25 protein-coding genes and 1 pseudogene are annotated in these 23,322 nt (G+C 61.1%); 16 read left to right on the forward strand and 10 right to left on the reverse strand.

Annotated elements, in window-relative coordinates; genetic code table 11:
- Positions 1-46 precede the first annotated feature (46 nt).
- The 6 genes and pseudogenes from ACI512_RS03245 (at position 47) to ACI512_RS03270 (ending at position 5,652) form a co-directional block, all read left to right on the forward strand.
- Positions 47-997 carry a choline sulfate utilization transcriptional regulator gene (locus ACI512_RS03245; RefSeq protein ID WP_064053161.1) on the forward strand — a complete coding sequence of 317 codons (951 nt, stop codon included), beginning with the start codon at positions 47-49 and terminating at the stop codon, positions 995-997.
- 31 nt (positions 998-1,028) lie between these two features.
- The gene (locus ACI512_RS03250) at positions 1,029-1,358 is read left to right on the forward strand and encodes a DOPA 4,5-dioxygenase family protein (protein WP_043204594.1); all 330 of its coding nucleotides are present in this window, start codon (positions 1,029-1,031) and stop codon (positions 1,356-1,358) included.
- Between the two features lie 96 nt (positions 1,359-1,454).
- Positions 1,455-2,414 carry a 2-dehydro-3-deoxygalactonokinase gene (locus ACI512_RS03255; RefSeq protein WP_012721477.1) on the forward strand — a complete coding sequence of 320 codons (960 nt, stop codon included), beginning with the start codon at positions 1,455-1,457 and terminating at the stop codon, positions 2,412-2,414.
- Position 2,415: 1 nt separating this feature from the next.
- Positions 2,416-3,036 (forward strand): 2-dehydro-3-deoxy-6-phosphogalactonate aldolase, encoded by a 621-nt coding sequence (locus ACI512_RS03260; protein WP_236379032.1) that lies wholly within the window; start codon positions 2,416-2,418, stop codon positions 3,034-3,036.
- A 48-nt stretch (positions 3,037-3,084) separates the two neighbouring features.
- Positions 3,085-4,234: pseudogene (gene dgoD / locus ACI512_RS03265) on the forward strand (galactonate dehydratase).
- A gap of 113 nt (positions 4,235-4,347) precedes the next feature.
- The gene (locus ACI512_RS03270) at positions 4,348-5,652 is read left to right on the forward strand and encodes an MFS transporter (RefSeq protein WP_236379030.1); all 1,305 of its coding nucleotides are present in this window, start codon (positions 4,348-4,350) and stop codon (positions 5,650-5,652) included.
- Between the two features lie 37 nt (positions 5,653-5,689).
- On the opposite strand, the gene ACI512_RS03275 is transcribed toward ACI512_RS03270, so the two are convergent.
- The 4 genes from ACI512_RS03275 to trpB all read right to left on the reverse strand — a co-directional run bounded on the left by ACI512_RS03275 (position 5,690) and on the right by trpB (position 10,115).
- Complete coding sequence (locus ACI512_RS03275; RefSeq protein ID WP_405121609.1) at positions 5,690-7,342, reverse strand: BBE domain-containing protein; 1,653 nt, start codon at positions 7,340-7,342, stop codon at positions 5,690-5,692.
- Between the two features lie 160 nt (positions 7,343-7,502).
- On the reverse strand, positions 7,503-7,943 hold the full coding sequence (locus ACI512_RS03280; protein WP_012721481.1) for an anti-virulence regulator CigR family protein: 441 nt from the start codon (positions 7,941-7,943) through the stop codon (positions 7,503-7,505).
- A gap of 136 nt (positions 7,944-8,079) precedes the next feature.
- Complete coding sequence (gene trpA, locus ACI512_RS03285) at positions 8,080-8,889, reverse strand: tryptophan synthase subunit alpha (protein ID WP_012721482.1); 810 nt, start codon at positions 8,887-8,889, stop codon at positions 8,080-8,082.
- Positions 8,889-10,115: a tryptophan synthase subunit beta gene (trpB, locus tag ACI512_RS03290; RefSeq protein ID WP_012721483.1), complete on the reverse strand. Its 1,227-nt coding sequence runs from the start codon at positions 10,113-10,115 to the stop codon at positions 8,889-8,891. The genes trpA and trpB overlap by 1 nt, the downstream gene beginning before the upstream one ends.
- Positions 10,116-10,225: 110 nt before the next feature.
- Between trpB and ACI512_RS03295 the strand changes: the two genes are divergently transcribed.
- Entirely contained in the window at positions 10,226-11,122 is an 897-nt protein-coding gene (locus ACI512_RS03295; protein WP_405121610.1) for a LysR family transcriptional regulator, read from the forward strand.
- A gap of 11 nt (positions 11,123-11,133) precedes the next feature.
- Here the strand turns inward: ACI512_RS03295 and ACI512_RS03300 are convergent, their stop codons facing one another.
- Positions 11,134-11,460 carry a YqjD family protein gene (locus tag ACI512_RS03300; protein ID WP_003170746.1) on the reverse strand — a complete coding sequence of 109 codons (327 nt, stop codon included), beginning with the start codon at positions 11,458-11,460 and terminating at the stop codon, positions 11,134-11,136.
- 154 nt (positions 11,461-11,614) lie between these two features.
- Between ACI512_RS03300 and ACI512_RS03305 the strand changes: the two genes are divergently transcribed.
- On the forward strand, positions 11,615-11,830 hold the full coding sequence (locus ACI512_RS03305) for a dodecin (protein WP_012721485.1): 216 nt from the start codon (positions 11,615-11,617) through the stop codon (positions 11,828-11,830).
- Between the two features lie 115 nt (positions 11,831-11,945).
- Positions 11,946-12,173, forward strand: a complete 228-nt coding sequence (locus ACI512_RS03310; protein WP_012721486.1) for a DUF1161 domain-containing protein — start codon at positions 11,946-11,948, stop codon at positions 12,171-12,173.
- A 150-nt stretch (positions 12,174-12,323) separates the two neighbouring features.
- Here the strand turns inward: ACI512_RS03310 and ACI512_RS03315 are convergent, their stop codons facing one another.
- Entirely contained in the window at positions 12,324-13,325 is a 1,002-nt protein-coding gene (locus ACI512_RS03315) for an LLM class flavin-dependent oxidoreductase (RefSeq protein ID WP_231808417.1), read from the reverse strand.
- A 218-nt stretch (positions 13,326-13,543) separates the two neighbouring features.
- On the opposite strand from ACI512_RS03315, the gene ACI512_RS03320 reads away from it, so the two are divergent.
- Both ACI512_RS03320 and ACI512_RS03325 read left to right on the forward strand, forming a co-directional pair.
- Complete coding sequence (locus tag ACI512_RS03320) at positions 13,544-13,975, forward strand: OsmC family protein (RefSeq protein ID WP_012721488.1); 432 nt, start codon at positions 13,544-13,546, stop codon at positions 13,973-13,975.
- Between the two features lie 237 nt (positions 13,976-14,212).
- Positions 14,213-14,452 carry a DUF1161 domain-containing protein gene (locus ACI512_RS03325; protein WP_010207769.1) on the forward strand — a complete coding sequence of 80 codons (240 nt, stop codon included), beginning with the start codon at positions 14,213-14,215 and terminating at the stop codon, positions 14,450-14,452.
- Here the strand turns inward: ACI512_RS03325 and ACI512_RS03330 are convergent, their stop codons facing one another.
- Positions 14,453-14,875: a lipoprotein gene (locus ACI512_RS03330; protein ID WP_046035872.1), complete on the reverse strand. Its 423-nt coding sequence runs from the start codon at positions 14,873-14,875 to the stop codon at positions 14,453-14,455.
- A gap of 142 nt (positions 14,876-15,017) precedes the next feature.
- On the opposite strand from ACI512_RS03330, the gene ACI512_RS03335 reads away from it, so the two are divergent.
- A complete protein-coding gene (locus ACI512_RS03335) occupies positions 15,018-16,061 on the forward strand; it encodes an aminopeptidase (RefSeq protein WP_236382879.1) in 1,044 nt (347 codons plus the stop codon).
- A gap of 85 nt (positions 16,062-16,146) precedes the next feature.
- Here ACI512_RS03335 and ACI512_RS03340 read toward each other — a convergent pair whose 3' ends face one another.
- Positions 16,147-16,806, reverse strand: coding sequence for an HAD family hydrolase (locus ACI512_RS03340; RefSeq protein WP_046035874.1), 660 nt, complete (start codon positions 16,804-16,806; stop codon positions 16,147-16,149).
- Entirely contained in the window at positions 16,803-17,345 is a 543-nt protein-coding gene (locus ACI512_RS03345) for a gamma carbonic anhydrase family protein (protein WP_064053154.1), read from the reverse strand. Before ACI512_RS03345 ends, ACI512_RS03340 begins: the two co-directional genes overlap by 4 nt.
- Before the next feature lie 54 nt (positions 17,346-17,399).
- Between ACI512_RS03345 and prlC the strand changes: the two genes are divergently transcribed.
- Both prlC and ACI512_RS03355 read left to right on the forward strand, forming a co-directional pair.
- Positions 17,400-19,499, forward strand: coding sequence for an oligopeptidase A (gene prlC / locus ACI512_RS03350; RefSeq protein WP_236382889.1), 2,100 nt, complete (start codon positions 17,400-17,402; stop codon positions 19,497-19,499).
- Positions 19,496-19,771 (forward strand): YheV family putative zinc ribbon protein, encoded by a 276-nt coding sequence (locus ACI512_RS03355; protein WP_012721494.1) that lies wholly within the window; start codon positions 19,496-19,498, stop codon positions 19,769-19,771. Before prlC ends, ACI512_RS03355 begins: the two co-directional genes overlap by 4 nt.
- A 73-nt stretch (positions 19,772-19,844) precedes the next feature.
- Here ACI512_RS03355 and ACI512_RS03360 read toward each other — a convergent pair whose 3' ends face one another.
- On the reverse strand, positions 19,845-20,501 hold the full coding sequence (locus tag ACI512_RS03360) for a tyrosine-protein phosphatase (RefSeq protein WP_236382893.1): 657 nt from the start codon (positions 20,499-20,501) through the stop codon (positions 19,845-19,847).
- 273 nt (positions 20,502-20,774) lie between these two features.
- Here ACI512_RS03360 and ACI512_RS03365 point away from each other — a divergent pair, with 273 nt between their 5' ends.
- Both ACI512_RS03365 and ACI512_RS03370 read left to right on the forward strand, forming a co-directional pair.
- Positions 20,775-21,527, forward strand: a complete 753-nt coding sequence (locus ACI512_RS03365) for a gluconate 2-dehydrogenase subunit 3 family protein (protein ID WP_012721496.1) — start codon at positions 20,775-20,777, stop codon at positions 21,525-21,527.
- Between the two features lie 2 nt (positions 21,528-21,529).
- The gene (locus ACI512_RS03370; RefSeq protein ID WP_236382895.1) at positions 21,530-23,314 is read left to right on the forward strand and encodes a GMC family oxidoreductase; all 1,785 of its coding nucleotides are present in this window, start codon (positions 21,530-21,532) and stop codon (positions 23,312-23,314) included.
- Positions 23,315-23,322 lie beyond the last annotated feature (8 nt).

The following is a 23,322-nucleotide window of genomic DNA, read 5'->3' on the forward strand; positions in this document are numbered from 1 at the left end:
ATGGGGTAAAGCCCACCCAAAGCAATGTCTAGGATAAGCACAGCTTATGTATGAAGCCCTCGGTGACCTGTCCCTCGATTTGCTGCGCGCGTTCGAAGCGGCAGCGCGTCACCGCAGTTTCACCGCCGCCGCGATGGAGCTGGGCACCACCCAGCCCGCGATCAGCCAGCAGATCAAGCGCCTGGAAGAACAGCTGGCGATCCGTCTGTTTGATCGCATCTACCGGGGCATCGAGCTGACCGATGCCGGCGCCCTGTTGTTTGAGCATGTGCAGGGCGGTTTGCAGGCCATCAACGCGGGCCTCAGCGCGATCACCCAGCAGGATCAGCACGAAGTGCTGCAAGTGGCCACCGACTTCGCGTTCGCCGCCTATTGGCTGATGCCGCGTTTGCATCGCTTTCACGCGGCCAACCCTCAGGTGGATGTGAGCCTGGTGACCAGCGAACGCAACCACGCCACGTTGCGCAGCGACATTGACGTGGCAGTGCTGTTTGGCGACGGGCGTTTCAAGCAGGGCGACAGCCTGTGGTTGTTCAACGAGGAAGTGTTCCCGGTGTGCAGCCCGCAGTGGCTGAAGGACCAAGCCACACCGCTGACTGTACAAAATTTGCACGATTTCCCCTTGCTGCACCTGCGCCAGGAAAATAACAGCCAGTGGTTCGACTGGAGCGGCGTGTTTCGCGAACTGGGCATCGCCACGGCGCCCACGCCCGGCCAACTGCGCTTCGACAACTACACTCTGCTGATCCAGGCCGCGATTGCCGGCCAGGGGGTGGCCATCGGCTGGCGCCATCTGGTGGATAACCTGTTGGAGCAGAACTGGCTGTGCCGACCGCTCAGCGACACCGTCATCTCGCGTTTCGGCTATTACGTGGTGCAGCCGCAGCGCAAACGCCGAGGGCAGCTGGTGGAGCGCTTTGTCGACTGGCTGGTGGCCGAGCAGGCCAGCAGCGCGCAGTCGCTGACCGGGCTGGCCCTGCCGTCGATTGCGGTCTAGCATCTGGCGCCTATTGGATTCGGAGTCCGTCATGCAACGTATCAAGGGTTACCACGCCCATATCTACTTCGACGCGAACACTATCGAACAGGCGCGCACCTTGTGCGAAGACGCCGCCAAGCTTTTCCCGCTGCGCATGGGGCGCGTGCACCAACGGCCGGTAGGCCCGCACCCGGACTGGAGCTGCCAGTTGGCGTTCGATGCCGAATACATCGGCGTGGTGCTGCCGTGGCTGGTCATCCATCGCAATGGGCTGGTGGTGTTCCTGCACCCGGATACCGGCGATGACCTGAAGGATCACACCGACTATGCCATCTGGATGGGCGCCATGCGGGAACTGAACTTGTCAGCCTTTTCCTAAACTGCATCCCTAAATATGGGATTGATATTTATATATTGAGACTTCCTCGCGCGTAGGTTTATATTCGCTGCATCCGCTCAGAACTCAGGTGAAGCGATGCAGGCGCAATTGATCGCGCTCGATTGGGGGACCAGCTCCCTTCGTGCTTATAAACTCGGCCCCGCAGGCGTGGTGCTGGAACAGCGCTCGCTGGCGTGGGGCATCATGCATTTGCCCAGCGAGCCGCGGGTTATCGCCGGCGTTCACTGCAGCGATGGCTTCGAGTTGGCGTTCGATGCAGCCTGCGGCGATTGGCTCGACGCCGCGCCCACCCTGCCGGTGATCGCCTGTGGCATGGTCGGCAGCGCCCAGGGCTGGAGCGAAGCGGCCTACCGCAACACCCCGGTCGACGTGGCGAGCCTGGGCCAGGCCCTGCACCGGGTACGCAGCTTGCGTGGGGTCGACGTGCATATCGTCCCAGGTGTGATCGAGCAGGTTGGCTTGCCCAACGTGATGCGCGGCGAAGAAACCCAGGTATTAGGCGTGCTGCAAGGGCTGGGCGTCGATGGGTTGATCGGCCTGCCCGGCAGCCATTCCAAATGGGTCGAAGTGGTCGAAGGCTGCATCACCCACTTCGACACCTTCATGACCGGCGAGCTGTTCGCGGTGCTGAGCAAGCACAGCATCCTCGGGCGCACCCAGCAACCTTGCGAGCATTTCCAGGCCGAAGCCTTTGACCGAGGCGTGCACGTGGCGCTGTCGACGGACGGCGAGCGCGGTGTGCTGTCGACCCTGTTCAGTGCGCGCACCCTCGGGCTCACTGGCGCACTCGCCCCCGACCAGCAGCCCGACTACCTCTCCGGGCTGCTGATTGGCCATGAACTCGCCGGCTTGCCCGGCAGCGCAAAACACACGCCGATCGTCCTGGTCGGCGCCGCTCCTCTCTGCGCCCGTTATCAACGCGCCCTTGCCCTTTGCGGCTTTGCCCACGTCAGCCTGGCGCAGGAAGCCACCGAGCGTGGCCTGTGGCAACTGGCCGTGGCGGCCGGGCTCACTCAACCTGTATCGGAGGCCTGACATGCTCAAGCAAGCACTCGCGCAAAACGGTTTGATCGCCATCCTGCGCGGCATCCGCCCGGACGAAGCCGAGGCCGTTGGCCAGGTGCTGTACCAGGCCGGGTTTCGCGTGATCGAAGTTCCGCTGAATTCGCCTGACCCTTACACCAGCATCCGCACCCTGCGCGACAGCCTGCCCGCCGATTGCCTGATCGGTGCCGGTACGGTGTTGCTGCCTGAGCAGGTCGAGCAGGTGAAGGCGGCCGGTGGCCAGGTGATCGTAATGCCTCACAGCGATGCCAAGGTGTTGCGTGCCGCGAAAGCGGCGGGGCTGTTCCTGTCGCCGGGCGTGGCGACGCCGACCGAAGCCTTCGCCGCATTGGCCGAAGGCGCCGACGTATTGAAGCTGTTCCCGGCTGAGCAAATGGGCCCGGCGGTGATCAAGGCGTGGCTGGCGGTATTGCCGGCCGGCACCTTGCTGCTGCCGGTGGGTGGCATCACCCCGGGCAACATGCAGGTGTTCATCGACGCCGGCGCCAAAGGCTTCGGGCTGGGTTCCGGGTTGTTCAAACCGGGTATGACAGTGGATCAGGTAGCGAGCCGCGCCCATGCTTATGTCGCCGCCTGGAAAGCCCTGAGCTGACTTCAAGTTCCGCGCCCACAGGCGCCGCATCTATAAGAGAGATAACAGATGAAAATCACCAAACTGACGACCTTCATCGTCCCGCCGCGCTGGTGCTTCCTCAAGGTCGAGACCGATCAGGGCGTGACCGGCTGGGGTGAGCCCGTGGTCGAGGGCCGCGCCCACACCGTGGCAGCTGCCGTCGAAGAGCTGTCCGACTACCTGATCGGCAAAGACCCCCGAAATATCGAAGACATCTGGACCGTACTCTATCGTGGCGGCTTCTACCGGGGCGGTGCCGTGCACATGAGCGCCCTCGCCGGTATCGACCAGGCGCTGTGGGACATCAAGGGCAAGGCCCTCGGCGTTTCCGTCAGCGACCTGCTCGGTGGCCAGGTGCGCGACAAGATTCGCGTGTACTCGTGGATCGGCGGCGACCGCCCGGCCGACACCGCCCGCGCCGCCCAAGAGGCCGTGGCCCGTGGCTTCACGGCGGTAAAAATGAACGGCACCGAAGAACTGCAGTTCGTCGACAGCTTCGAAAAAGTCGACCTGGCCCTGGCCAACGTGGCCGCCGTGCGTGATGCCGTCGGCCCCAACGTCGGTATCGGCGTCGACTTCCATGGCCGGGTGCACAAACCCATGGCCAAGGTGCTGATGAAGGAACTGGACCCGTACAAGCTGATGTTTATCGAAGAGCCGGTGCTCAGCGAAAACTACGAAGCGTTGAAAGAACTGGCACCGCTGACCAGCACGCCGATTGCCCTGGGCGAACGCCTGTTTTCGCGCTGGGACTTCAAGCGCGTGCTCAGCGAAGGTTACGTCGACATCATTCAGCCGGATGCGTCCCACGCCGGTGGCATCACCGAAACCCGCAAGATCGCCAACATGGCCGAAGCCTACGACGTGGCCCTGGCCCTCCACTGCCCGCTGGGCCCGATTGCCTTGGCAGCCTGCCTGCAACTGGACGCGGTCTGCTACAACGCGTTTATCCAGGAGCAAAGCCTGGGCATTCACTACAACGAGAGCAATGACCTGCTCGACTATGTGAAAGATCCGCGAGTCTTCGACTACGACAAAGGCTTCGTGAAGATCCCTAACGGGCCGGGCCTGGGCATTGAGAATCAACGAGGAATACGTGATCGAACGCGCGGCCATCGGCCACCGCTGGCGCAACCCGATCTGGCGCCACGCCGACGGCAGCTTCGCCGAGTGGTGATATTTCCCTGAAGAAACCCGGTCAAGATGTGGGAGCAGGCAAGCCAGCTCCCACAGTGACCGAGTTCCGTCAGCAAGATCTGTCCTCAATAAACATAAGAAGAGGCATCCCCCATGCACCCTGAGTCCTTCACCGGGCAGGCTTCTCTCGTCACGCCTACCAGAAAGCGTTTTTTCATCATGGTGCTGCTGTTTATCACCGTGGTGATCAACTACCTCGACCGCAGCAACCTGTCGATCGCAGCGCCCGCGCTGACCAGTGAACTCGGCATCGACCCGGTGCACGTCGGGCTGATTTTCTCCGCGTTCGGCTGGACCTACGCCGCCATGCAAATCCCCGGCGGCTGGCTGGTGGACCGCGTGCCGCCGCGCATTCTCTACACCGCTGCGCTGCTGTTGTGGTCCATTGCCACCGTGATGCTCGGCTTCGCTGCCAGCTTTATCGCGCTGTTCGTGCTGCGTATGGCGGTGGGGGCGTTGGAAGCCCCGGCTTACCCGATCAACAGCCGTGTGGTCACCACGTGGTTTCCCGAGCGCGAGCGCGCCACGGCGATTGGCGTGTACACCTCCGGGCAGTTTGTCGGGCTGGCGTTTCTCACGCCGGTATTGGCTTGGCTGCAGCACGCATTTGGCTGGCACATGGTGTTTGTCGCCACGGGCGGCGTGGGCATCTTGTGGGCGGTGATCTGGTACGCGGTGTATCGCGAGCCCAAGGATTTCAAAGGCGCCAACGCCGCGGAGATCGGGCTGATCCGTGAAGGGGGCGGGCTGGTGGATATGCAGGCGAAAACGGTCAAGGCGCCGTTCAGCTGGGTCGACCTGGGCATCGTGTTGAGCAAGCGCAAACTCTGGGGCATCTACCTGGGCCAGTTCTGCCTGAACTCCACGCTCTGGTTCTTCCTGACCTGGTTCCCGACCTACCTGGTGAAATATCGCGGCATGGACTTCATCAAGTCCGGCCTGCTGGCGTCGTTGCCGTTTCTCGCGGCGTTTGTCGGCGTGCTGTGTTCCGGGGTGTTTTCCGACTGGCTGATTCGTCGCGGCGCGTCGGTGGGGTTTGCGCGCAAGTTGCCGATCATTGGCGGGTTGCTGATTTCCACGGCGATCATCGGCGCCAACTACGTGGACTCGACGGCGTGGGTGATTGCGTTCCTGGCGGTGGCGTTCTTCGGCAATGGCCTGGCCTCGATTACCTGGTCGCTGGTGTCGACACTGGCCCCCGCGCGCTTGCTGGGATTGACCGGGGGCGTGTTCAACTTTATCGGCAACTTGGCGGCGATTACCACGCCGATTGTGATTGGCTTCCTGGCCAGTGGCGATTCGTTTGCGCCGGCGATCACTTATATCGCGGTGCTGGCGTTGCTGGGCGCGCTTTCCTATGTGTTGCTGGTCGGTAAGGTGGAGCGAATCGAGTTGTAGGAAAACGGGCGACCTTAGGGTCGCCCGTTGTGTGGGCTCAAGGCACTGACATCTCGTTACGGAACACATTCAGCGGGTCCCAGCGTTGCTTGGTGCGTCGCAGGCGGCTTTCGATAATGGTGTTGGGGAAGAAGATCCCATACCAGTTCGGGTTCTTGCCGTTGGCGGGGTTGCCACGGACGTAGGTCATGTCCAGGTCCGGATAGTTGATGTAACAGCCCTCGAACTCGGGGGCGTCCGGCGCTCCGGTGGCGAAGGCGTCGTAAAACAGCCCCCTTATCCAGTTGGCATTGGCCTGATCGGCTGCAGCGCTAGGGTGGCGCCAGTAGCACTGCGGTTGCCACTTGAGGTACGAGGAGCGCTGTCCCGCCGACGTTTGCGCCAGTGTCGGGCCATCCATCGCGTTGATGCGTCCACCGAAGGACTGTATCTGGATCAGGCTTTGAGTCAGGTGACGGTCGGGATCGTCCCGCGTCAGGGTTTTCCAGATCGCCTCCAACACCTGCGGTGTGAAGCCGCCCTTCTGATAGGCGGACTTATAACGTCCCCGCTGATTGTCGCCGGAGCCGTTCAGCGACTGGGTTGCGTACAGCCAGTCGAGGCGTCGGGCCGCTTCATGGGCGGAGTGCAGCGAGTCGACCGGGCGCCCCTGCTGCGTGTCTCGCGGCTGATGCACCACGTAGAACGGCAAGAGAGACTCCGTCGGCTCTACGCCCGCCGCTGCCAGCATACGGTTGACGAAGTCATCGAAGGGCGCAAGGTCATCGAGCCCTCCGTCTTCGTCGACATAATGGATGCCCAGCGTCACATTGCCGGTATTCAGATGGCGCATCTCCAGCTTCGTCGCCAGGCCCCAGGTCGATGGGTCGGCCTGATTGACCGCAAACCACGCCTGATAAGCGTGCAGCAGGCGTTCGAGCGCGGGTCGAGTGAGGGTCGACCAATCCCACTCCAGCGCCAGCCAGAGGACTTCCTTTGGCGCTTGGGGCAGTGTTTTGAAATAGTAGCTGGTGATGATGCCGAACTGCCCGCCACCGGCGCCGCAACACGCTGCGAACAGGTCAAGCTCGGCCGGGTCGGTGCTGTCCCGGGAGACATGCCTCGGTTCGAGGCCTGAACCCGTTGCGTTGGCGACCAATATATCCACGCCATCCAGCCAGTCACAGACCAGGCCGTACTTGCGTGACAGCAATCCGTAGCCGCCGCCGCATATGTGCCCGCCCAGGCCAACTGAATAACAGGAGCCGCTGGGCAGCGCCATCTCGGCCATTTTGTACAAGGCGACGGTGGTCTCCCAGTTCTGGCAGCCAGCCTCCAAGCGGAACCTATAGCCGTACGGCAACCCTGGCACCAGCACAGAACCGATTTTTCCGGCGGCGTCGTAGGCTATTTGGTTCATTTGCCCGATATCGAGAATCGACAACTGCTCATCGGGGCTGTCGGGCATCTTGTTGGAGACAAATCCTTCGTAGCAATGGCCTCCGCTGCGCACCGTTATCCGGGCATTGGGGGCAGCCAGGGCTTGGGCGGCGGCATCGATAATGTCCTGGGGGCTGTAACACAGGTAAATCAGGTTGGCGCCGTTGGGCGATGATTCACCCTGCACATTGTCCAGTGGCCAGCGTAGGTTGAAGCCTTTTTGCAAGGTTGAGTGACGGCGGTCCAGATTGTTGACGAGGTCAAATGCCATGATGTGCTCCTGGGAGACAAAAATGGCTTCTGATGCAGCTAACTTAACGACCGATAGGCAGGTAATGCGTGGCTTTCAGGTGGTTAGACGGCAATAGGCACGAAGCGCTGAGGGATGAACGTCATGTTCATCCCTCAGCCTAGCTGAGAAAACGGCGGCGTTAATTTAATACGCCGTCGAGAATCTCGTAGACGATGCCGGTGCCCACCGCGATCAACACCACGTCCGGCCCGGAACGGCGCCATTCATAACCTGGATACACCGGGAGGCGCGCCAGGGCACGGTTGTCCAGGCGCTCGCCGTAATAACCACGAGGCAACGGCTGGCCACGCACCAGGCGTACATTCGGCGGCGGCGGCGCGCCACGGGAGAACTGGCCGTGGTTGTCGTGGATGATCTGCCGAACCGGGCCAAAGTCCTGGGGTGGGCCGCCGCGACGGTTATCCGGCGGGCCGCGATGGTCGTCGCCACGTTGTTCGTGCTGGCCTTGCGGGCCGCCACGGTCTGGGCCGCCTTGGTCATAAGGCGCGGCCTGCACCAGGGCGCTGGCGCCAAGCACCAGCACGCCAAGGCCCGCAATCACGGATTTGGGCATTTTCATCGGGTATTCCTCAGGGCACACCTACAAAAAAGGGATCTCGAACACGGTTCGAAATCCCTTGGTCTTGCTGTTTAGGCCGTGCCCGAGCGGGTTGATTCCTCTGTATCAGGAACTTTACCTACTGGTTACGGAGCCTTTACTTACGAGCGTTACGAACGCCTTCCGACAGCGCCGCACACAGGCTCAACACGCCGTCGATGGCTTGCTGGTCGTTGCTGGCGTTGGCGATGTGATCGATCAGCGCCGAACCCACCACCACTCCGTCGGCCAGACGGGCGATGGCCGCCGCTTGTTCCGGCGTACGGATACCGAAGCCGATGCTGATCGGCAGGTCGGTATGACGACGCAGACGGGTTACGGCTTCCTCGACGTGTTCCAGGGTCGCGGCGCCGGCTCCGGTCACGCCGGCCACCGACACGTAGTACACAAAGCCGGAGCTGCCGTTCAGGACTGTCGGCAAGCGCACATCGTCAGTGGTCGGCGTGGTCAGGCGGATAAAGTCGATGCCGGCCGCCTGGGCCGGGTCGCACAGCTCGCCGTTATGCTCAGGTGGCATGTCGACCACGATCAGGCCGTCGACCCCGGCTTCCTTGGCGTCAGCGATGAACTTAGGCACACCGTATTTATGGATCGGGTTGAAGTAGCCCATCAACACCAGCGGCGTGTCGTTGTTGTCCTTGCGGAACTCGCGAACCATTTGCAGGGTTTTCACCAGGTTCTGCTTGGCTTCCAGCGCGCGGATGTTGGCCAGCTGGATCGCCGGGCCGTCGGCCATTGGGTCGGTGAACGGCATGCCCAGTTCGATCACATCGGCGCCGGCGGCCGGCAAACCTTTGAGGATCGCCAGGGAGGTGTCATAGCCAGGATCGCCAGCAGTGACGAAGGTCACCAGGGCGGCGCGATTCTGTTCTTTCAGCTGCGCAAAGCGGGTTTGCAGGCGGCTCATCAGTGTTTCTCCTGCTTAGCGGTTTCCATATGGTGCATCACCGTCTGCATGTCTTTGTCGCCACGGCCCGAGAGGTTGACCACCATCAGGTGATCCTTCGGCAAGGTCGGTGCACGCTTGAACACTTCGGCCAGGGCGTGGGCGCTTTCCAGTGCAGGAATGATCCCTTCCAGGCGGCAGCATTTGTGGAACGCGTCCAGGGCTTCGTCGTCGGTCACCGAGGTGTACTGGACGCGGCCGATGTCATGCAACCAGGCGTGTTCAGGGCCGATGCCGGGGTAGTCCAGGCCTGCGGAAATAGAGTGGGCGTCGATGATCTGGCCGTCGTCGTCCTGCAACAGGAAGGTGCGGTTGCCGTGCAGCACGCCCGGTACGCCGCCGTTGAGGCTGGCGGCGTGCTTGCCGGTCTCGATGCCGTAGCCGGCCGCTTCAACGCCGATGATCTCGACGCTGGTGTCATCCAGGAACGGGTGGAACAGGCCCATGGCATTGGAACCGCCGCCGATGCACGCCACCAGGCTGTCCGGCAGGCGGCCTTCCTGGGCTTGCAACTGGTCGCGGGTTTCCTTGCCGATTACGGCCTGGAAGTCACGCACCATGGCGGGGTACGGGTGCGGGCCGGCCACGGTGCCGATCAGGTAGAACGTGTCGTCGACGTTGGTCACCCAGTCACGCAGGGCTTCGTTCATCGCATCTTTGAGGGTGCCGGTGCCGGCCACCACCGGGATCACTTCGGCGCCCAACAGCTTCATGCGGAACACGTTGGCTTGCTGGCGCTCGATGTCGGTGGTGCCCATGTAGATCACGCATTGCAGGCCAAAGCGAGCAGCCACGGTGGCAGTGGCCACGCCGTGCATGCCGGCGCCGGTCTCGGCGATGATGCGTTTTTTGCCCATGCGCCGTGCCAAAAGGATTTGGCCGATGCAGTTGTTGATCTTGTGCGCGCCGGTGTGGTTCAGCTCTTCGCGCTTGAGGTAGATCTTGGCGCCGCCGCAGAACTCGGTCAGCCGCTCGGCGAAATACAGCGGGCTTGGACGGCCGACGTAGTCGCGCTGGAAGTAGGCCAATTCTTCTTTGAATGCCGGATCGTCCTTGGCCGCTTCGTATTCGCGGGCCAGGTCGAGGATCAACGGCATCAGGGTTTCAGCGACGTAACGGCCGCCGAACGCGCCAAACAGGCCGTTGGCGTCTGGGCCGTTGCGTAGATCGGTCTGGGACTGAGTCATGGGAGGCTCCAGGTAAGCATTCGTGTGAAAAGCAATGACGGCCACTCTACCTCTGACATTCCACGCTGAAAACCGATAAGATCGCCGCAACCTGTCAGGAAAACTCACAAATGAGCCGAGACCTTCCGCCCCTTAACGCCTTGCGTGCCTTTGAAGCGACAGCGCGGCTCAATAGCGTCAGCCAGGCCGCCGAGCAATTGCACGTGACCCATGGCGCCGTCAGCCGTCAGTTGAAGGTGTTGGAAGAGCACTTGGGTATCAGCCTGTTCGTCAAGGATGGGCGTGGCCTTAAACTCACAGATTCCGGCGTGCGTTTGCGTGATGCCAGCGCCGAGGCGTTCGACCGGCTGCGGGATGTGTGCGCCGAGCTCACCCAAAGCAGCGCCGATGCACCGTTCGTGCTGGGTTGCTCGGGTAGCTTGCTGGCACGCTGGTTGATCCCGCGCCTGGGGCGCTTGAACGCCGACCTGCCGGATTTGCGCCTGCACCTATCGGCGGGTGACGGTGATCTCGACCCCAGGCGGCCGGGTCTGGATGCCTTGCTGGTATTCGCCGAGCCACCTTGGCCGGCGGATATGCAGGTGTATGAACTGGCCAGCGAGCGCATCGGGCCTGTGATGAGCCCACGGTATGCCGGCTACGAGCACTTGCGCCAGGCTCCCGCCCAGGCCTTGTGTGATGAAGCGTTATTGCACACCACCTCCCGCCCGCAAGCCTGGCCCAGTTGGGCGCAGCAACACGGCATCGTGCCCGGCGCACTGAAGCATGGCCAGGGGTTCGAGCATTTGTATTATTTGCTGGAGGCGGCGGTGGCGGGATTGGGGGTGGCGATTGCACCCGAGCCATTGGTGGCAGAGGACCTGCGAGCAGGTCGCCTAGTGGCGCCGTGGGGGTTCAGTGAAACCCCGGCGCACTTGGCGTTGTGGCTACCCAAGCGCGCCGCAGACGGGCGCGCTGGGCAACTGGCGCAGTGGCTCAAGGCTGAGCTGTTGCGCGAGCCGGTTTAGCCGGTAAACAATCAGTCACCACGTTTGCACAGCAGATAAGCAGCCAGCAGACCCAGTGCACCGACAGCGACGCCGGCTGTGGTCCATGGGTGCTCTTGTGCGTAATCCCGGGTGGCAACACCGGTTTCGCGGATTTTGACTTTGCTTTCTTCGTAGGCATCGCTGATCAGGTGACGCGAGTGCTTGAGGGCATTCTCGGCGTTGCTTTTCAGGGCCTTCAACGTTTTGCGCGACTCATCGGACGCATCGTCCTTGAGGCTCTCCAGAGACTTGAGCAGGCTCGAAATCTCGGCTTCCATGCTTTCCAGCGATGCTTTGCGTAAAGAAGTGTTAGCCATTTGGACTCTCCTGAAGTGATTGAGTGGCGTGTGTAGATACCGACTGCGGCCGTTTCAGAAAGTGCAGTAAATCTGAACTTTCAGGTAGGAACCGTCGCCTGAAGCAGTACGAACATTGACTGCTACGCTCACTAGAGACCCCAGGAGAAACGCCATGTCTGATCATCACACGTACAAGAAAGTCGAACTGGTGGGTTCATCGACGACCAGCATCGAGGACGCCATCAACAACGCAATCGCCGAAGCCAACAAGAGCATCAAGCACTTGGAGTGGTTTGAGGTGGCTGAAACCCGTGGCCACATCAAAGACGGCAAGGTCGCGCACTATCAGGTCACCCTCAAGGTGGGATTCCGAATTGCCAGTAGTTGATCGCATCGGTTGAACTTGCCGACTGGCCGATTGCCATAACCTGCGCTACAACCAATGGGTGCCGATGCCACGAGCGTCGGCACGCTCTTTTTGATCAGCGCAAGGAAAGTAACGGATGAAGAAGTTCCTGTTAGCGGTAGGTTTGTTGAGCATTGCCGGCACAGCCCTGGCGGCGGGCAAGCCTTGTGAAGAGCTGAAAAGCGAGATTGCAGCGAAAATCGACGCCAAGGGCGCTTCGGGTTATTCGCTGGAAGTGGTGGACAAAGGCGCTGCAGCCGATGGCTACACCGTAGTCGGCAGCTGCGAAGCCGGCACCAAGGAAATCGCCTACAAGCGCGGTTAACCTCGTGCTCCAGATATAAAACCGACGTACTTGTGGCGAGGGAGCTTGCTCCCGCTGGAGTGCGCAGCACTCCCGTTTTTTGGGGCCGCTACGCAGCCCAGCGGGAGCAAGCTCCCTCGCCACAAGTGCGTCGGTTTTTTCGCCTGGGATTTAGCCTTTCATTACTTGCGCAAGCAGCTCGTAGGAATGAATCCGGTCAGCATGCTCGTACAGGTCGCTGGTAAAAATCAGCTCGTCGGCGCCGGTTTGCTCGATCAACACTTCCAGTTTGGCGCGGATCTTCGCTGGGCCACCGACCATCGCCAGGCCGAGGAAGCTGCCGACCGCCTCTTTTTCATGGGGTAACCACAGGCCATCCATGCTGTCGACCGGAGGGCGCTGCACCAGGCTCTGCCCGCGCATGAGCGCGAGAATGCGTTGGTACACGGAGGTCGCCAAGTAGTTCGCCTGTTCATCGGTGTCCGCCGCAACCAACGGAATGCCGAGCATCACGTAGGGCTTGTCCAGTACGGCCGAAGGCTTGAAGTGGTTGCGGTACACGCGGATCGCTTCATGCATCAGGCGCGGTGCGAAATGCGAGGCGAAGGCGTAAGGCAAACCGCGCTCACCGGCGAGCTGCGCACTGAATAGGCTGGAGCCCAGCAGCCACACCGGTACGTTGGTTCCGGTGCCCGGTACGGCGATCACCCGTTGGTCAGGCGTGCGTGGGCCGAGGTAGGCCATCAATTCGGCTACGTCGTCCGGGAAGTCATCGGCGCTGCCGGAGCGTTCACGGCGCAGGGCGCGGGCGGTCATCTGGTCGGAGCCGGGCGCGCGGCCCAGGCCCAGGTCGATACGGCCGGGGTAGAGACTTTCCAGGGTACCGAACTGTTCGGCAATCACCAGAGGCGCGTGGTTGGGCAGCATCACACCGCCGGAACCGACGCGAATGGTCGAAGTGCCACCGGCCAGGTAACCCAGCAACACCGAGGTGGCCGAGCTGGCGATGCCGTCCATGTTGTGGTGTTCAGCCACCCAGAAACGGTTGTAGCCGAACTTTTCCACGTGCTGGGCCAGGTCCAGTGAATTGCGCAGCGACTGCGCCGGACTGCCGTTGGCCCGCACGGGCACCAGGTCGAGGGTCGAGAACTTTACGTCGGACAGCGATTTCATAAGCCTGCTTCTCCAATGGGGGCGCAGGCTTCTTAGACGAACCAAAACCTGCCGCTTCATGTGCATGTTCTATGCAATGAGGGCATATACCCGAGATTCAATAGCGAGCGTAGAAATTTCCTACTAAATCGCTAGGTTTCTCCGACAAGATGAACTTTGCCGGGCCGTCTATCCTCAGAACCCTTACTGACGCAAAACCACCGTTCGAGGAGACCGCTATGAGTATCGTTAAAAAAGCATCCGCGCATTGGGAAGGTGACCTGAAGACTGGCCTGGGTTCCATTTCCACGGAAACCGGCGTGCTGCGTGAAGCGCCCTACGGCTTCAAGGCCCGTTTCGAGGGCGGTAAGGGCACCAACCCGGAAGAATTGATCGGCGCAGCCCATGCCGGCTGTTTCTCCATGGCGTTTTCCATGATTCTTGGCGATGCCGGGCTCAAGGCTGACAGCATCGACACCCAGGCTGAAGTGACCCTGGACCAGGTTGAAGGTGGTTTTGCGATCACCGCCGTGCATTTGATCCTTAAGGCCAAGATTCCCGGCGCGAGCCAGGCGCAGTTCGATGAACTGAGCAAGAAGGCCAAGGAAGGGTGCCCGGTGTCGAAAGTGCTGAACGCGAAAATCAGCCTGGATGCCACCTTGGTTGGCTAACGCAGCAGGTCCAATGTGGGAGGGGCGGTGCGACGATTCGACTTGCCCCCGATAGCGGTGAAGCAGTCAACATCTCTGTTGCTGATCGACCGCCATCGGGGGCAAGTCGAATCGTCGCACCGCCCCTCCCACATTTAGTTCTGCGTTGGATCAGAACTCGTGTTTTGTAAGTGTGGTCCTATTAACATGCAGCCTTAGCCGCACACTCGTGCGCAATGCATTCAGGGAGCTTCAAACATGAAACGTTTTGCCTTGGCAATCATCTGCGGTGTATTGGCCACCTCGGCTGTGGCCGCACCCAAAGACTGCGAAGAGCTCAGGAAAGAGATCGAGGTCAAGATCCAGGCTAACGCGGTTCCGTCCTACACCCTGGAGATCGTCAGCAAGGAAGAAGCCGACAAGCACGACAGCGCCATGGTTGTCGGCAGCTGTGAGAACGGCACCAAGGCCATCGTCTACCAGAAGAACAACGACTGATCAGAGGCAGTTGACGCTGCGTTCTTCCGCGAGCAACTGACGCGCCGAGTCATACAACCGGATATTGGGTGTGAAGGCCAGCGAGCGCCCTTCCAGCACATAGCGCTGGCCGGCCTGGAAGTGATCGTATTCCAGGGTCATGAAGCAGGTGCGGTACATCATCTGGCTCAGCCCACCCAAACCGCCGCCCGCGGGGACTTCAAAGTCGAAACGCACCATCAGTTCATGATGGCCGGGCGGGAACTGGAAGAAACGCCCGTCATCCAGGTTCTTGCCGTCCAGACGCTGCGCCATCACCAGCTTGGACCCCGGCGTCGGCGTGGTGAAATCGACCCAGGCTTGCTGCGGGTCCACCGGCGGTACGGGCGTGGTGGTGCAGGCACTGAGGAACAGGGCGGCGACGGGAAACAAGAGCTGACGCATGGCAGGCACTCGACGCAAAGAGAGAATTGAGCCCGGCGCCGACGGCAGCAGACTCCCTATGAGTATAAACACGTCATGCGATGGAAAAATTCCGTGCGGGCGCGATAGTCTGGCGAGCAAATTACCCAGGAGCGGTCGGGGCATGGTCAGGCGTTTTCTTCCAGGGTTGATGGTTGTGTTGCTCAGCGGCTGCTCCAGTGTCAGTTATTACGGCCAGTTGGCCAGTGGTCAGTGGCAATTGCTACGCGCCCGGGAGCCGGTGGCGCAGGTGATTGCCGACCCTTCCCGCCCAGCGTTATTGCGCGAGCATCTGGCGCAATCGCAAAAGGCGCGTACGTTCGCCAGTGAACACCTGCACCTGCCCGACAACCAGAGTTACAGGTTGTATGCCGACATCGGCCGGCCCTATGTGGTCTGGAACGTCTTCGCCACGCAGGAGTTTTCCCTGTCACCCGAAACCCATTGCTTCCCCATCGCCGGCTGTGTGGCCTATCGCGGTTACTACAACCAGGGCGCGGCGCGTGGCGAAGCCGCGTTGTTGAAGCAGCAGGGCATGGATGTGTCGATCGGTGGCGTCGAGGCCTATTCCACCTTGGGCTGGTTCAACGACCCGATCATGAATTCAATGATGAACTGGGGCGATGAGCGCCTGGCCACGCTGATCTTCCATGAGCTGGCGCACCAGCGTTTCTATGTGAAGGACGACACCGAGTTCAACGAGTCGTTTGCCAATTTTGTCGAGCAGGAGGGTACGCGCCAGTGGCGTGCTGCGCGCGGTTTGGCAGCGGATAGCCTATCGACGTCGAAGCAGCGTGATCAATTTATCCAGTTAGTCCTCGATACCCGTCAACGTTTGGAAAAACTCTACGCCCAACCGTTGGCAGCTGATGCGATGCGTCAGGCCAAGGCGGATCAGTTCGAGCGTTTGCGCGCCGAATATCGGCACATGCGCGATCACCAGTGGGGCGGGGATAAGCGTTATGACACTTGGATCAACCAGCCCATGAACAATGCGCGGCTGTTGCCGTTTGGGCTGTATGACCAGTGGGTGCCGGCGTTTGCGGCGTTGTTTGCGCGGGAAGGTGGGGATTGGGTGAGGTTTTATGCGGCGGTGGAGAAGCTGGGTGGGTTGCCGGTGGGGCAGCGCAAGGCGGCGTTGAGGCAGTTGGAAGGGGGTGGCCTCTAGGGCCTCATCGGGGGCAAGCCCCCTCCCACATTTGAACGGCGTATACAGATCAACTGTGGGAGGGGGCTTGCCCCCGATGGCAGTCTCAAGACCGCTGCAAAAACGCCTGATGCATCTGTGCCAGCGTCTCGAAATGCCAAGTCGGCGCCTCGGCATTCAACTCTTCAAAACTGCCAAACCCATACCCCACCGCCGCCGAATCCAGCCCATTGCTGCGCGCACCGATCAGGTCATGCTTGCGGTCACCAATCATCAGGGTGGTGCTCGGGTCCAGGCCTTCTTCGCTGATCAAATGCGCGATCAGCTCGACCTTATTGGTACGCGTGCCGTCCAATTCGCTGCCGTAGATCACCTTGAAGTGCTTGGCGAAATCGAAATGCCGGGCGATCTCGCGGGCAAATATCCACGGCTTGGACGTCGCCACATAGAGCTGGCGGCCCTGGCTGCCCAGGTCTTCCAACAGCGGCATCACGCCGTCGAATACCCGGTTTTCATACAGGCCGGTGACCTTGAAGCGCTCGCGATAGAAATTCACCGCTTCCCAGGCCTTGGCCTCGTCGAAGTCGTAGAACTGCATGAAGGCTTGCAGCAACGGCGGGCCGATGAAGTGTTCCAGTTTGCTCAGGTCCGGCTCGTCGATACCCAGCTTGCCGAGGGCGTACTGGATCGAGCGGGTGATGCCCTCGCGCGGGTCGGTGAGGGTGCCGTCCAGGTCGAACAGCACGGTTTGGTAAGGCAGGCTCATCGGTCGAATCCTTCAGCCAGGTGCAAGTCTTTGAGCTTCACGTAGTTCGCGGCGCTGTAGGTGAAAAAGGCGCGTTCCTTGTCAGTCAGTGGGCGGACCTGTTTAACCGGGCTGCCGACATACAAAAAACCGCTTTCGAGTTGCTTGCCCGGCGGCACCAGGCTGCCGGCGCCGATGATCACGTCGTCCTCAACCACGGCGCCGTCCATCACGATGCTGCCCATGCCGATCAGGATGCGGCTGCCCACGGTGCAGCCATGCAGCATGACTTTGTGGGCGATAGTCACGTCGTCGCCGATCAACAGCGGGAAACCGTCCGGGTTGAAGGGGCCTGCATGGGTGATGTGCAGCACGCAGCCGTCCTGCACGCTGGTACGCGCACCGATGCGGATGCGGTGCATGTCGCCACGGATCACGGTCAGTGGCCAGACCGAGCTGTCGGCGCCGATTTCGACATCGCCGATCACCACCGCCGAAATATCGACAAAAGCCCCGGCGCCCAGGGCCGGCGTGTGGTTCTGATAGGTGCGAAGGGTCACGATAGCCTCTCTCTCTTCTGCTGATAGCTGCGGTGGACGTTGATTGTAATTAAGATGGCCCCATCTTTGTTCTTACCTGTTTCTTCAGCCAAGGTGCCAACCGTGAGCGCGAACAACCCTCTTCTGCAGTCCTACGACCTGCCGCCGTTCTCGGCGATCCGTGCCGAGCACGTCCAGCCGGCCATCGAACAGATCCTCGCCGACAACCGCGTTGCCATCGAAGGCATCCTGCAAAGCCAGGGTAAAAACCCGACGTGGGCCGGCCTGGTCCTGGCCATGGATGAACTGAACGACCGCCTGGGCGCCGCCTGGAGCCCGGTCAGCCACCTTAATGCCGTGTGCAACAGTGCCGAACTGCGCGAAGCCTATGAAGGCTGCCTGCCGGCGTTGAGCGCCTACTCCACCGAGATGGGCCAGAACCGTGCGCTGTTCCAGGCCTTTGAAGCCCTGGCCAACAGCCCGGAAGCCGCCGGTTTCGACGTGGCGCAAAAAACCATCCTGGAACATTCTCTGCGCGACTTCCGCTTGTCGGGTATCGATTTGCCGCCCGAGCAGCAAAAACGCTACGCCGAAGTGCAAAGCAGACTGTCCGAGCTGGGCAGTAAGTTTTCCAACCAGTTGCTGGACGCCACCCAGGCCTGGACCAAACACGTGACCGATGAGGCCACCCTCGCCGGCCTGACCGACTCAGCCAAGGCGCAGATGGCTGCTGCTGCCCAGGCCAAAGGCCTCGACGGCTGGCTGATCACCCTGGAGTTCCCGAGCTACTACGCGGTGATGACCTACGCCCAGGACCGCGCCCTGCGTGAAGAAGTCTACGCGGCCTACTGCACCCGTGCGTCGGACCAGGGCCCGAATGCCGGTCAGCATGATAACGGCCCGGTGATGGAACAGATCCTCGACCTGCGTCAGGAGCTGGCTCAGTTGCTGGGTTACGCGTCGTTCTCGGAACTGAGCCTGGCCACCAAAATGGCTGAGTCCAGCGACCAGGTGCTGAGTTTCCTGCGTGACCTGGCCAAGCGCAGCAAGCCGTTTGCCGCCCAGGACTTGCAACAGCTCAAGGCTTACGCCGCCGAACAAGGCTGCGCCGACCTGCAAAGCTGGGACAGCGGTTTCTACGGCGAAAAACTCCGTGAACAACGCTACAGCGTGTCTCAGGAAGCCCTGCGCGCTTACTTCCCGATCGACAAAGTGCTCGGCGGCCTGTTTGCCATCGTGCAGCGTCTGTACGGCATTGAGATCGCCGAGCAGAAAGGCTTCGACACCTGGCACCCGGATGTCCGCCTGTTTGAAATCAAGGAAAACGGCCAGCACGTCGGCCGCTTCTTCTTCGACCTGTACGCCCGCGCCAACAAGCGCGGCGGTGCCTGGATGGACGGCGCCCGCGACCGTCGCCGCACGATTGACGGCGTGCTGCAAAGCCCGGTGGCCAACCTGGTGTGCAACTTCACCCCGGCCGACAGCGGCAAGCCAGCCCTGCTGACCCACGATGAAGTCACCACGCTGTTCCACGAGTTCGGCCACGGCCTGCATCACCTGTTGACCCGTGTTGAACACGCTGGCGTGTCCGGCATCAACGGTGTGGCCTGGGATGCGGTGGAGTTGCCGAGCCAGTTCATGGAGAACTGGTGTTGGGAGCCGGAGGGCCTGGCGCTGATCTCCGGTCACTATGAAACCGGTGAGCCACTGCCCCAGGACCTGCTGGAAAAAATGCTCGCAGCCAAGAACTTCCAGTCCGGCCTGATGATGGTGCGCCAGCTGGAATTCTCGCTGTTCGACTTCGAACTGCATGCCACCCACGGTGATGGCCGCAGCGTGGCGCAAGTGCTCGAAGGCGTGCGCGATGAGGTGTCGGTGATGCGTCCGCCGGCCTACAACCGCTTCCCTAACAGCTTTGCGCACATCTTTGCCGGGGGGTACGCCGCGGGTTACTACAGCTACAAGTGGGCCGAAGTGCTGTCGGCGGATGCCTTCTCCAAGTTCGAGGAAGACGGCGTGCTCAATGCCGAGACCGGCCGTGCGTTCCGCGAAGCCATCCTGGCACGTGGCGGTTCCCAGGCACCAATGGTGCTGTTCGTCGACTTCCGCGGACGGGCGCCATCGATTGACGCACTCTTGCGCCACAGCGGCCTGAGTGAGGACGCGGCAGCATGAGCGAAGGGCCTGTGATTACCAAAAAGCAATTTATCGCCGGGGCGGTCTGCCCGGCGTGCAGTGAGCCGGACAAGCTGAAGATGTGGACTGAGGACAACGTACCGCATCGCGAGTGTGTGGCCTGCGGGTATACAGACACCCTCAATGACCAGGGGCTGTCGGTGCCCAAGGAGTTGGGGACGCGGGTGAATACCTCGGCGCTGAAAGCGCCTGCGGACCCTAAGGTGCAGGCGGTGCAGTTTTTCCCCAACCCGAAGCTCAAGAAAGAGTAACGTCGGGTGCCCGCTCCCTGTGGGAGCGGGCTTGCCTGCACCGCGGGCACGTCCGGCGCTCACAGCACGTGCACTACGGTACTTTTTCGTCCTTGCCCGTTGTCGTGATCCAATCTTTCATCGAACACAGCGCAAACGCACTGGTGCTGCAATCGCCACTCGCCAACGCCGTGCGCAACTTGTCGACATCGGCGCGCATCATGTAGCGAACGCCGTACTTGAAGCCATTACTGGTGCCGAAACCGCCCAAGGTCATTTCGTTCAAGGCATCTTCCTTGCTCCATCCCTGGATCACCACCCGATACATCGCCGCCATCAGGCCGGTACGGTCAGAGCCGTGCTTGCAATGCATCAGCACAGGGCCGTTGGCCTCGGCTTCCCGGATAGCTCTCAGTGCCGCCAGCACGTCGGAGTCATCTACGTGGTTGGTGCGATAACTCAGCTGTACCTGTCGGATGTTGGGGGACTTGAGCCAGTCGGCATCGGATTCTGGTAGGAAATTGATCACGGTGCCAATCTTCAGTTTTTCCAGCAGAGGCGCCGCGTTGCCGTCCGGTAGCGCGCTGCGGTAGAGCGTGGGCGTCATCTGGTGAAGGTTGTATTGGTTGCCCACAGGCTGCGCCCATTCGGCTGAACGGATGGACGTGGGCTCGTCGGCGTGGGCGTAAGCGCTGGTGAAGAGTGCCATGAGCGCGAGGCCCACACCCGACAACCATTGATTCTTGAGCATCTGTGACATGACCGGGCAGAAGGGTGGAGAGAGTGCTCAGCTTCGTCTGCCGGGGGTCAATGAGGCGTGAGGGGCCCGTCAAAGAATCGTGAATCCCTCAGTCTTTAGTCGCTGAAACGATTCTCTACATCCTTAGCCTGCTATCATTTGTAACTATTGATTGCCGCTGCGTTCTATCTCTTTGGATCTTTTGGATCCAACTCGCTGCTCAAAAACACCAAGCCACTCTCAGAAGCGGCTGATAAACCCGTGACCACATGATGAGGTGCCACCATGTCTGATCAAGATCAAGACAACCCCCGGCGTGACTTTTTGCGCAAATCCTTGACCTTGATCCCGGTGGTCACGGTTGCCAGCACCGGCCTTGGCGGTTCGATGCTGATGGCGACGCCTGAACCCGTCCAGGCTGCGCCTGCCAAGCCTGTGGCTGACGAAAAAGCCTACGAGCCCACTTACTTTACGGCCGAGGAATGGGCGTTTATCAACGCCGCCGTCGAGCGTTTGATCCCCGCTGACGCCCAAGGCCCAGGTGCCCTGGAAGCCGGTGCGCCGGAATACATCGACCGCCAGATGAATACGCCGTATGCCAGCGGAGCCCTGTGGTTCATGCAAGGCCCTTTCAACGCCGATGCGCCGCCGGAAATGGGTTGGCAGAGCAAATTGGTCCCCAAGGAGATCTACCGCTTGGGTATTGCCGCGACGGATGCCTGGTCGAAGGCGTTCAACGGTAAGGTTTTTGCTGCGCAAGACAGCGCTACCCGAGACGATATGTTGCGCCGCCTGGAGGCTGGCGGTGGCGAAGTTGCTGCGCATTTCGAGGCGGTGCCGCCGAAGATATTCTTCAATCTGTTGCTGCAAAACACCAAGGAAGGGTTCTTCTGCGACCCGATTCACGGCGGCAACAAAGGCATGGTCGGCTGGACCATGATCGGCTTCCCCGGCGCCCGCGCCGATTTCATGGACTGGGTGGAACGCAACGAGCAGTACCCCTTCCCGGCCGTTTCAATCCGTGGCGAGAGGGCATAAGCGTGGCGACCATCATGAAGAAAGTGGATGCAGTGATCGTAGGCTTCGGCTGGACCGGCGCGATCATGGCCAAGGAACTGACGGAAGCAGGCCTCAACGTGGTCGCGCTGGAACGCGGCCCGATGCAGGACACTTACCCGGACGGCAACTATCCCCAGGTCATCGACGAATTGACCTACAGCGTGCGTAAGAAACTCTTCCAGGACATCTCCAAAGAGACGGTGACCATTCGCCACAGCGTGAATGACGTTGCCCTGCCTAACCGTCAGTTAGGTGCGTTTTTGCCGGGCAATGGCGTGGGGGGCGCGGGCCTGCACTGGTCGGGCGTGCATTTCCGGGTCGACCCGATCGAGCTGCGTATGCGCAGCCATTACGAAGAGCGCTACGGCAAACAGTTCATTCCCAAGGACATGACCATCCAGGACTTCGGCGTCAGCTATGAAGAGCTGGAGCCGTTTTTCGACTACGCGGAAAAAGTCTTCGGCACCTCCGGCCAAGCCTGGACCGTGAAAGGTCAGCGAGTAGGCGAAGGCCGTGGCGGCAACCCGTATGCACCGGATCGCTCCAACCCGTTCCCACTGGAAGCGCAGAAGAACACCGTCTCCGCACAGCTGTTTCAGAAAGCGGCCGCCAGCGTGGGTTACAAACCCTACAACCTGCCGTCAGCTAATACATCGGGGCCTTACACCAACCCCTACGGCGCGCAGATGGGCCCGTGCAACTTCTGTGGCTTCTGCAGTGGCTACGTGTGCTACATGTATTCCAAGGCCTCGCCGAACGTGAACATCCTGCCGGCGCTGCGCCAGGTGCCGAACTTTGAGCTGCGGCCCAATTCCCACGTGCTCAAGGTCAACCTCGACAGCACCAAGAGCAAGGCCACCGGCGTGACGTATATCGACGCCCAGGGCCGCGAATGCGAGCAGCCGGCCGATCTGGTGATTCTCGGTGCCTTCCAGTTTCACAACGTACGCTTGATGCTGTTGTCGGGCATCGGCAAGCCCTACGACCCGATTACCAATGAGGGCGTGGTGGGCAGGAACTTCGCCTACCAGAACATGGCGACCATCAAGGCGTTCTTCGACAAGGACACCCACACCAACAACTTCATCGGTGCGGGCGGTAATGGCGTGGCCATCGATGACTTCAACGCCGATAACTTCGACCACGGGCCTCACGGCTTCGTGGGCGGTTCGCCGATGTGGGTCAACCAGGCCGGCAGCCGACCGATTGCCGGCACCTCCAACCCGCCGGGTACCCCGGCCTGGGGCAGCGCGTGGAAGCGCGCCACCGCCGATTACTACACCCACCAAGTGTCGATGGATGCCCATGGCGCCCATCAATCCTACCGGGGCAACTACTTGGATCTGGACCCGGTTTACCGCGATGCCTACGGCCTGCCGCTGCTGCGGATGACGTTCGACTGGCAGGAAAACGACATCAAGATGAACCGCTTCATGGTCGAGAAAATGGGCAAGGTCGCCGAGGCGATGAACCCCAAGGCGATTGCCGTGCTTGGCAAAAAGGTTGGTGAACACTTCAACACCGCGTCCTACCAGACCACCCACCTCAATGGCGGTGCGATCATGGGCACCGACCCGAACACCAGTGCGTTGAATCGTTACCTGCAGTGCTGGGATGTACACAACGTGTTTGTCCCAGGCGCCTCCGCGTTCCCACAAGGCTTGGGCTACAACCCCACCGGCCTGGTGGCGGCGCTGACCTATTGGTCGGCCCGGGCGATCCGCGAGCAGTACCTGAAAAACCCCGGCCCACTGGTTCAGGCATAAGGAGCGAT

The sequence above is a fragment of the Pseudomonas petroselini genome (assembly GCF_045037875.1).
GTDB lineage: Bacteria > Pseudomonadota > Gammaproteobacteria > Pseudomonadales > Pseudomonadaceae > Aquipseudomonas > Aquipseudomonas petroselini.

Bases quoted from the DNA above. Each gene is read 5' to 3' on its own strand.
- ACI512_RS03255 (WP_012721477.1), top strand. From the start codon at position 1,455: ATGCAGGCGCAATTGATCGCGCTCGATTGGGGGACCAGCTCCCTTCGT.
- prlC (WP_236382889.1), top strand. From the start codon at position 17,400: ATGGCCCCATCTTTGTTCTTACCTGTTTCTTCAGCCAAGGTGCCAACC.
- ACI512_RS03330 (WP_046035872.1), bottom strand. From the start codon at position 14,875: ATGCGTCAGCTCTTGTTTCCCGTCGCCGCCCTGTTCCTCAGTGCCTGC.
- ACI512_RS03300 (WP_003170746.1), bottom strand. From the start codon at position 11,460: ATGGCTAACACTTCTTTACGCAAAGCATCGCTGGAAAGCATGGAAGCC.
- ACI512_RS03320 (WP_012721488.1), top strand. From the start codon at position 13,544: ATGAGTATCGTTAAAAAAGCATCCGCGCATTGGGAAGGTGACCTGAAG.
- ACI512_RS03305 (WP_012721485.1), top strand. From the start codon at position 11,615: ATGTCTGATCATCACACGTACAAGAAAGTCGAACTGGTGGGTTCATCG.
- trpA (WP_012721482.1), bottom strand. From the start codon at position 8,889: ATGAGCCGCCTGCAAACCCGCTTTGCGCAGCTGAAAGAACAGAATCGC.
- ACI512_RS03260 (WP_236379032.1), top strand. From the start codon at position 2,416: ATGCTCAAGCAAGCACTCGCGCAAAACGGTTTGATCGCCATCCTGCGC.
- ACI512_RS03270 (WP_236379030.1), top strand. From the start codon at position 4,348: ATGCACCCTGAGTCCTTCACCGGGCAGGCTTCTCTCGTCACGCCTACC.
- ACI512_RS03280 (WP_012721481.1), bottom strand. From the start codon at position 7,943: ATGAAAATGCCCAAATCCGTGATTGCGGGCCTTGGCGTGCTGGTGCTT.
- ACI512_RS03315 (WP_231808417.1), bottom strand. From the start codon at position 13,325: ATGAAATCGCTGTCCGACGTAAAGTTCTCGACCCTCGACCTGGTGCCC.
- ACI512_RS03335 (WP_236382879.1), top strand. From the start codon at position 15,018: ATGGTCAGGCGTTTTCTTCCAGGGTTGATGGTTGTGTTGCTCAGCGGC.
- ACI512_RS03250 (WP_043204594.1), top strand. From the start codon at position 1,029: ATGCAACGTATCAAGGGTTACCACGCCCATATCTACTTCGACGCGAAC.
- ACI512_RS03310 (WP_012721486.1), top strand. From the start codon at position 11,946: ATGAAGAAGTTCCTGTTAGCGGTAGGTTTGTTGAGCATTGCCGGCACA.
- trpB (WP_012721483.1), bottom strand. From the start codon at position 10,115: ATGACTCAGTCCCAGACCGATCTACGCAACGGCCCAGACGCCAACGGC.
- ACI512_RS03365 (WP_012721496.1), top strand. From the start codon at position 20,775: ATGTCTGATCAAGATCAAGACAACCCCCGGCGTGACTTTTTGCGCAAA.
- ACI512_RS03325 (WP_010207769.1), top strand. From the start codon at position 14,213: ATGAAACGTTTTGCCTTGGCAATCATCTGCGGTGTATTGGCCACCTCG.
- ACI512_RS03245 (WP_064053161.1), top strand. From the start codon at position 47: ATGTATGAAGCCCTCGGTGACCTGTCCCTCGATTTGCTGCGCGCGTTC.
- ACI512_RS03355 (WP_012721494.1), top strand. From the start codon at position 19,496: ATGAGCGAAGGGCCTGTGATTACCAAAAAGCAATTTATCGCCGGGGCG.
- ACI512_RS03295 (WP_405121610.1), top strand. From the start codon at position 10,226: ATGAGCCGAGACCTTCCGCCCCTTAACGCCTTGCGTGCCTTTGAAGCG.
- ACI512_RS03275 (WP_405121609.1), bottom strand. From the start codon at position 7,342: ATGGCATTTGACCTCGTCAACAATCTGGACCGCCGTCACTCAACCTTG.
- ACI512_RS03360 (WP_236382893.1), bottom strand. From the start codon at position 20,501: ATGCTCAAGAATCAATGGTTGTCGGGTGTGGGCCTCGCGCTCATGGCA.
- ACI512_RS03340 (WP_046035874.1), bottom strand. From the start codon at position 16,806: ATGAGCCTGCCTTACCAAACCGTGCTGTTCGACCTGGACGGCACCCTC.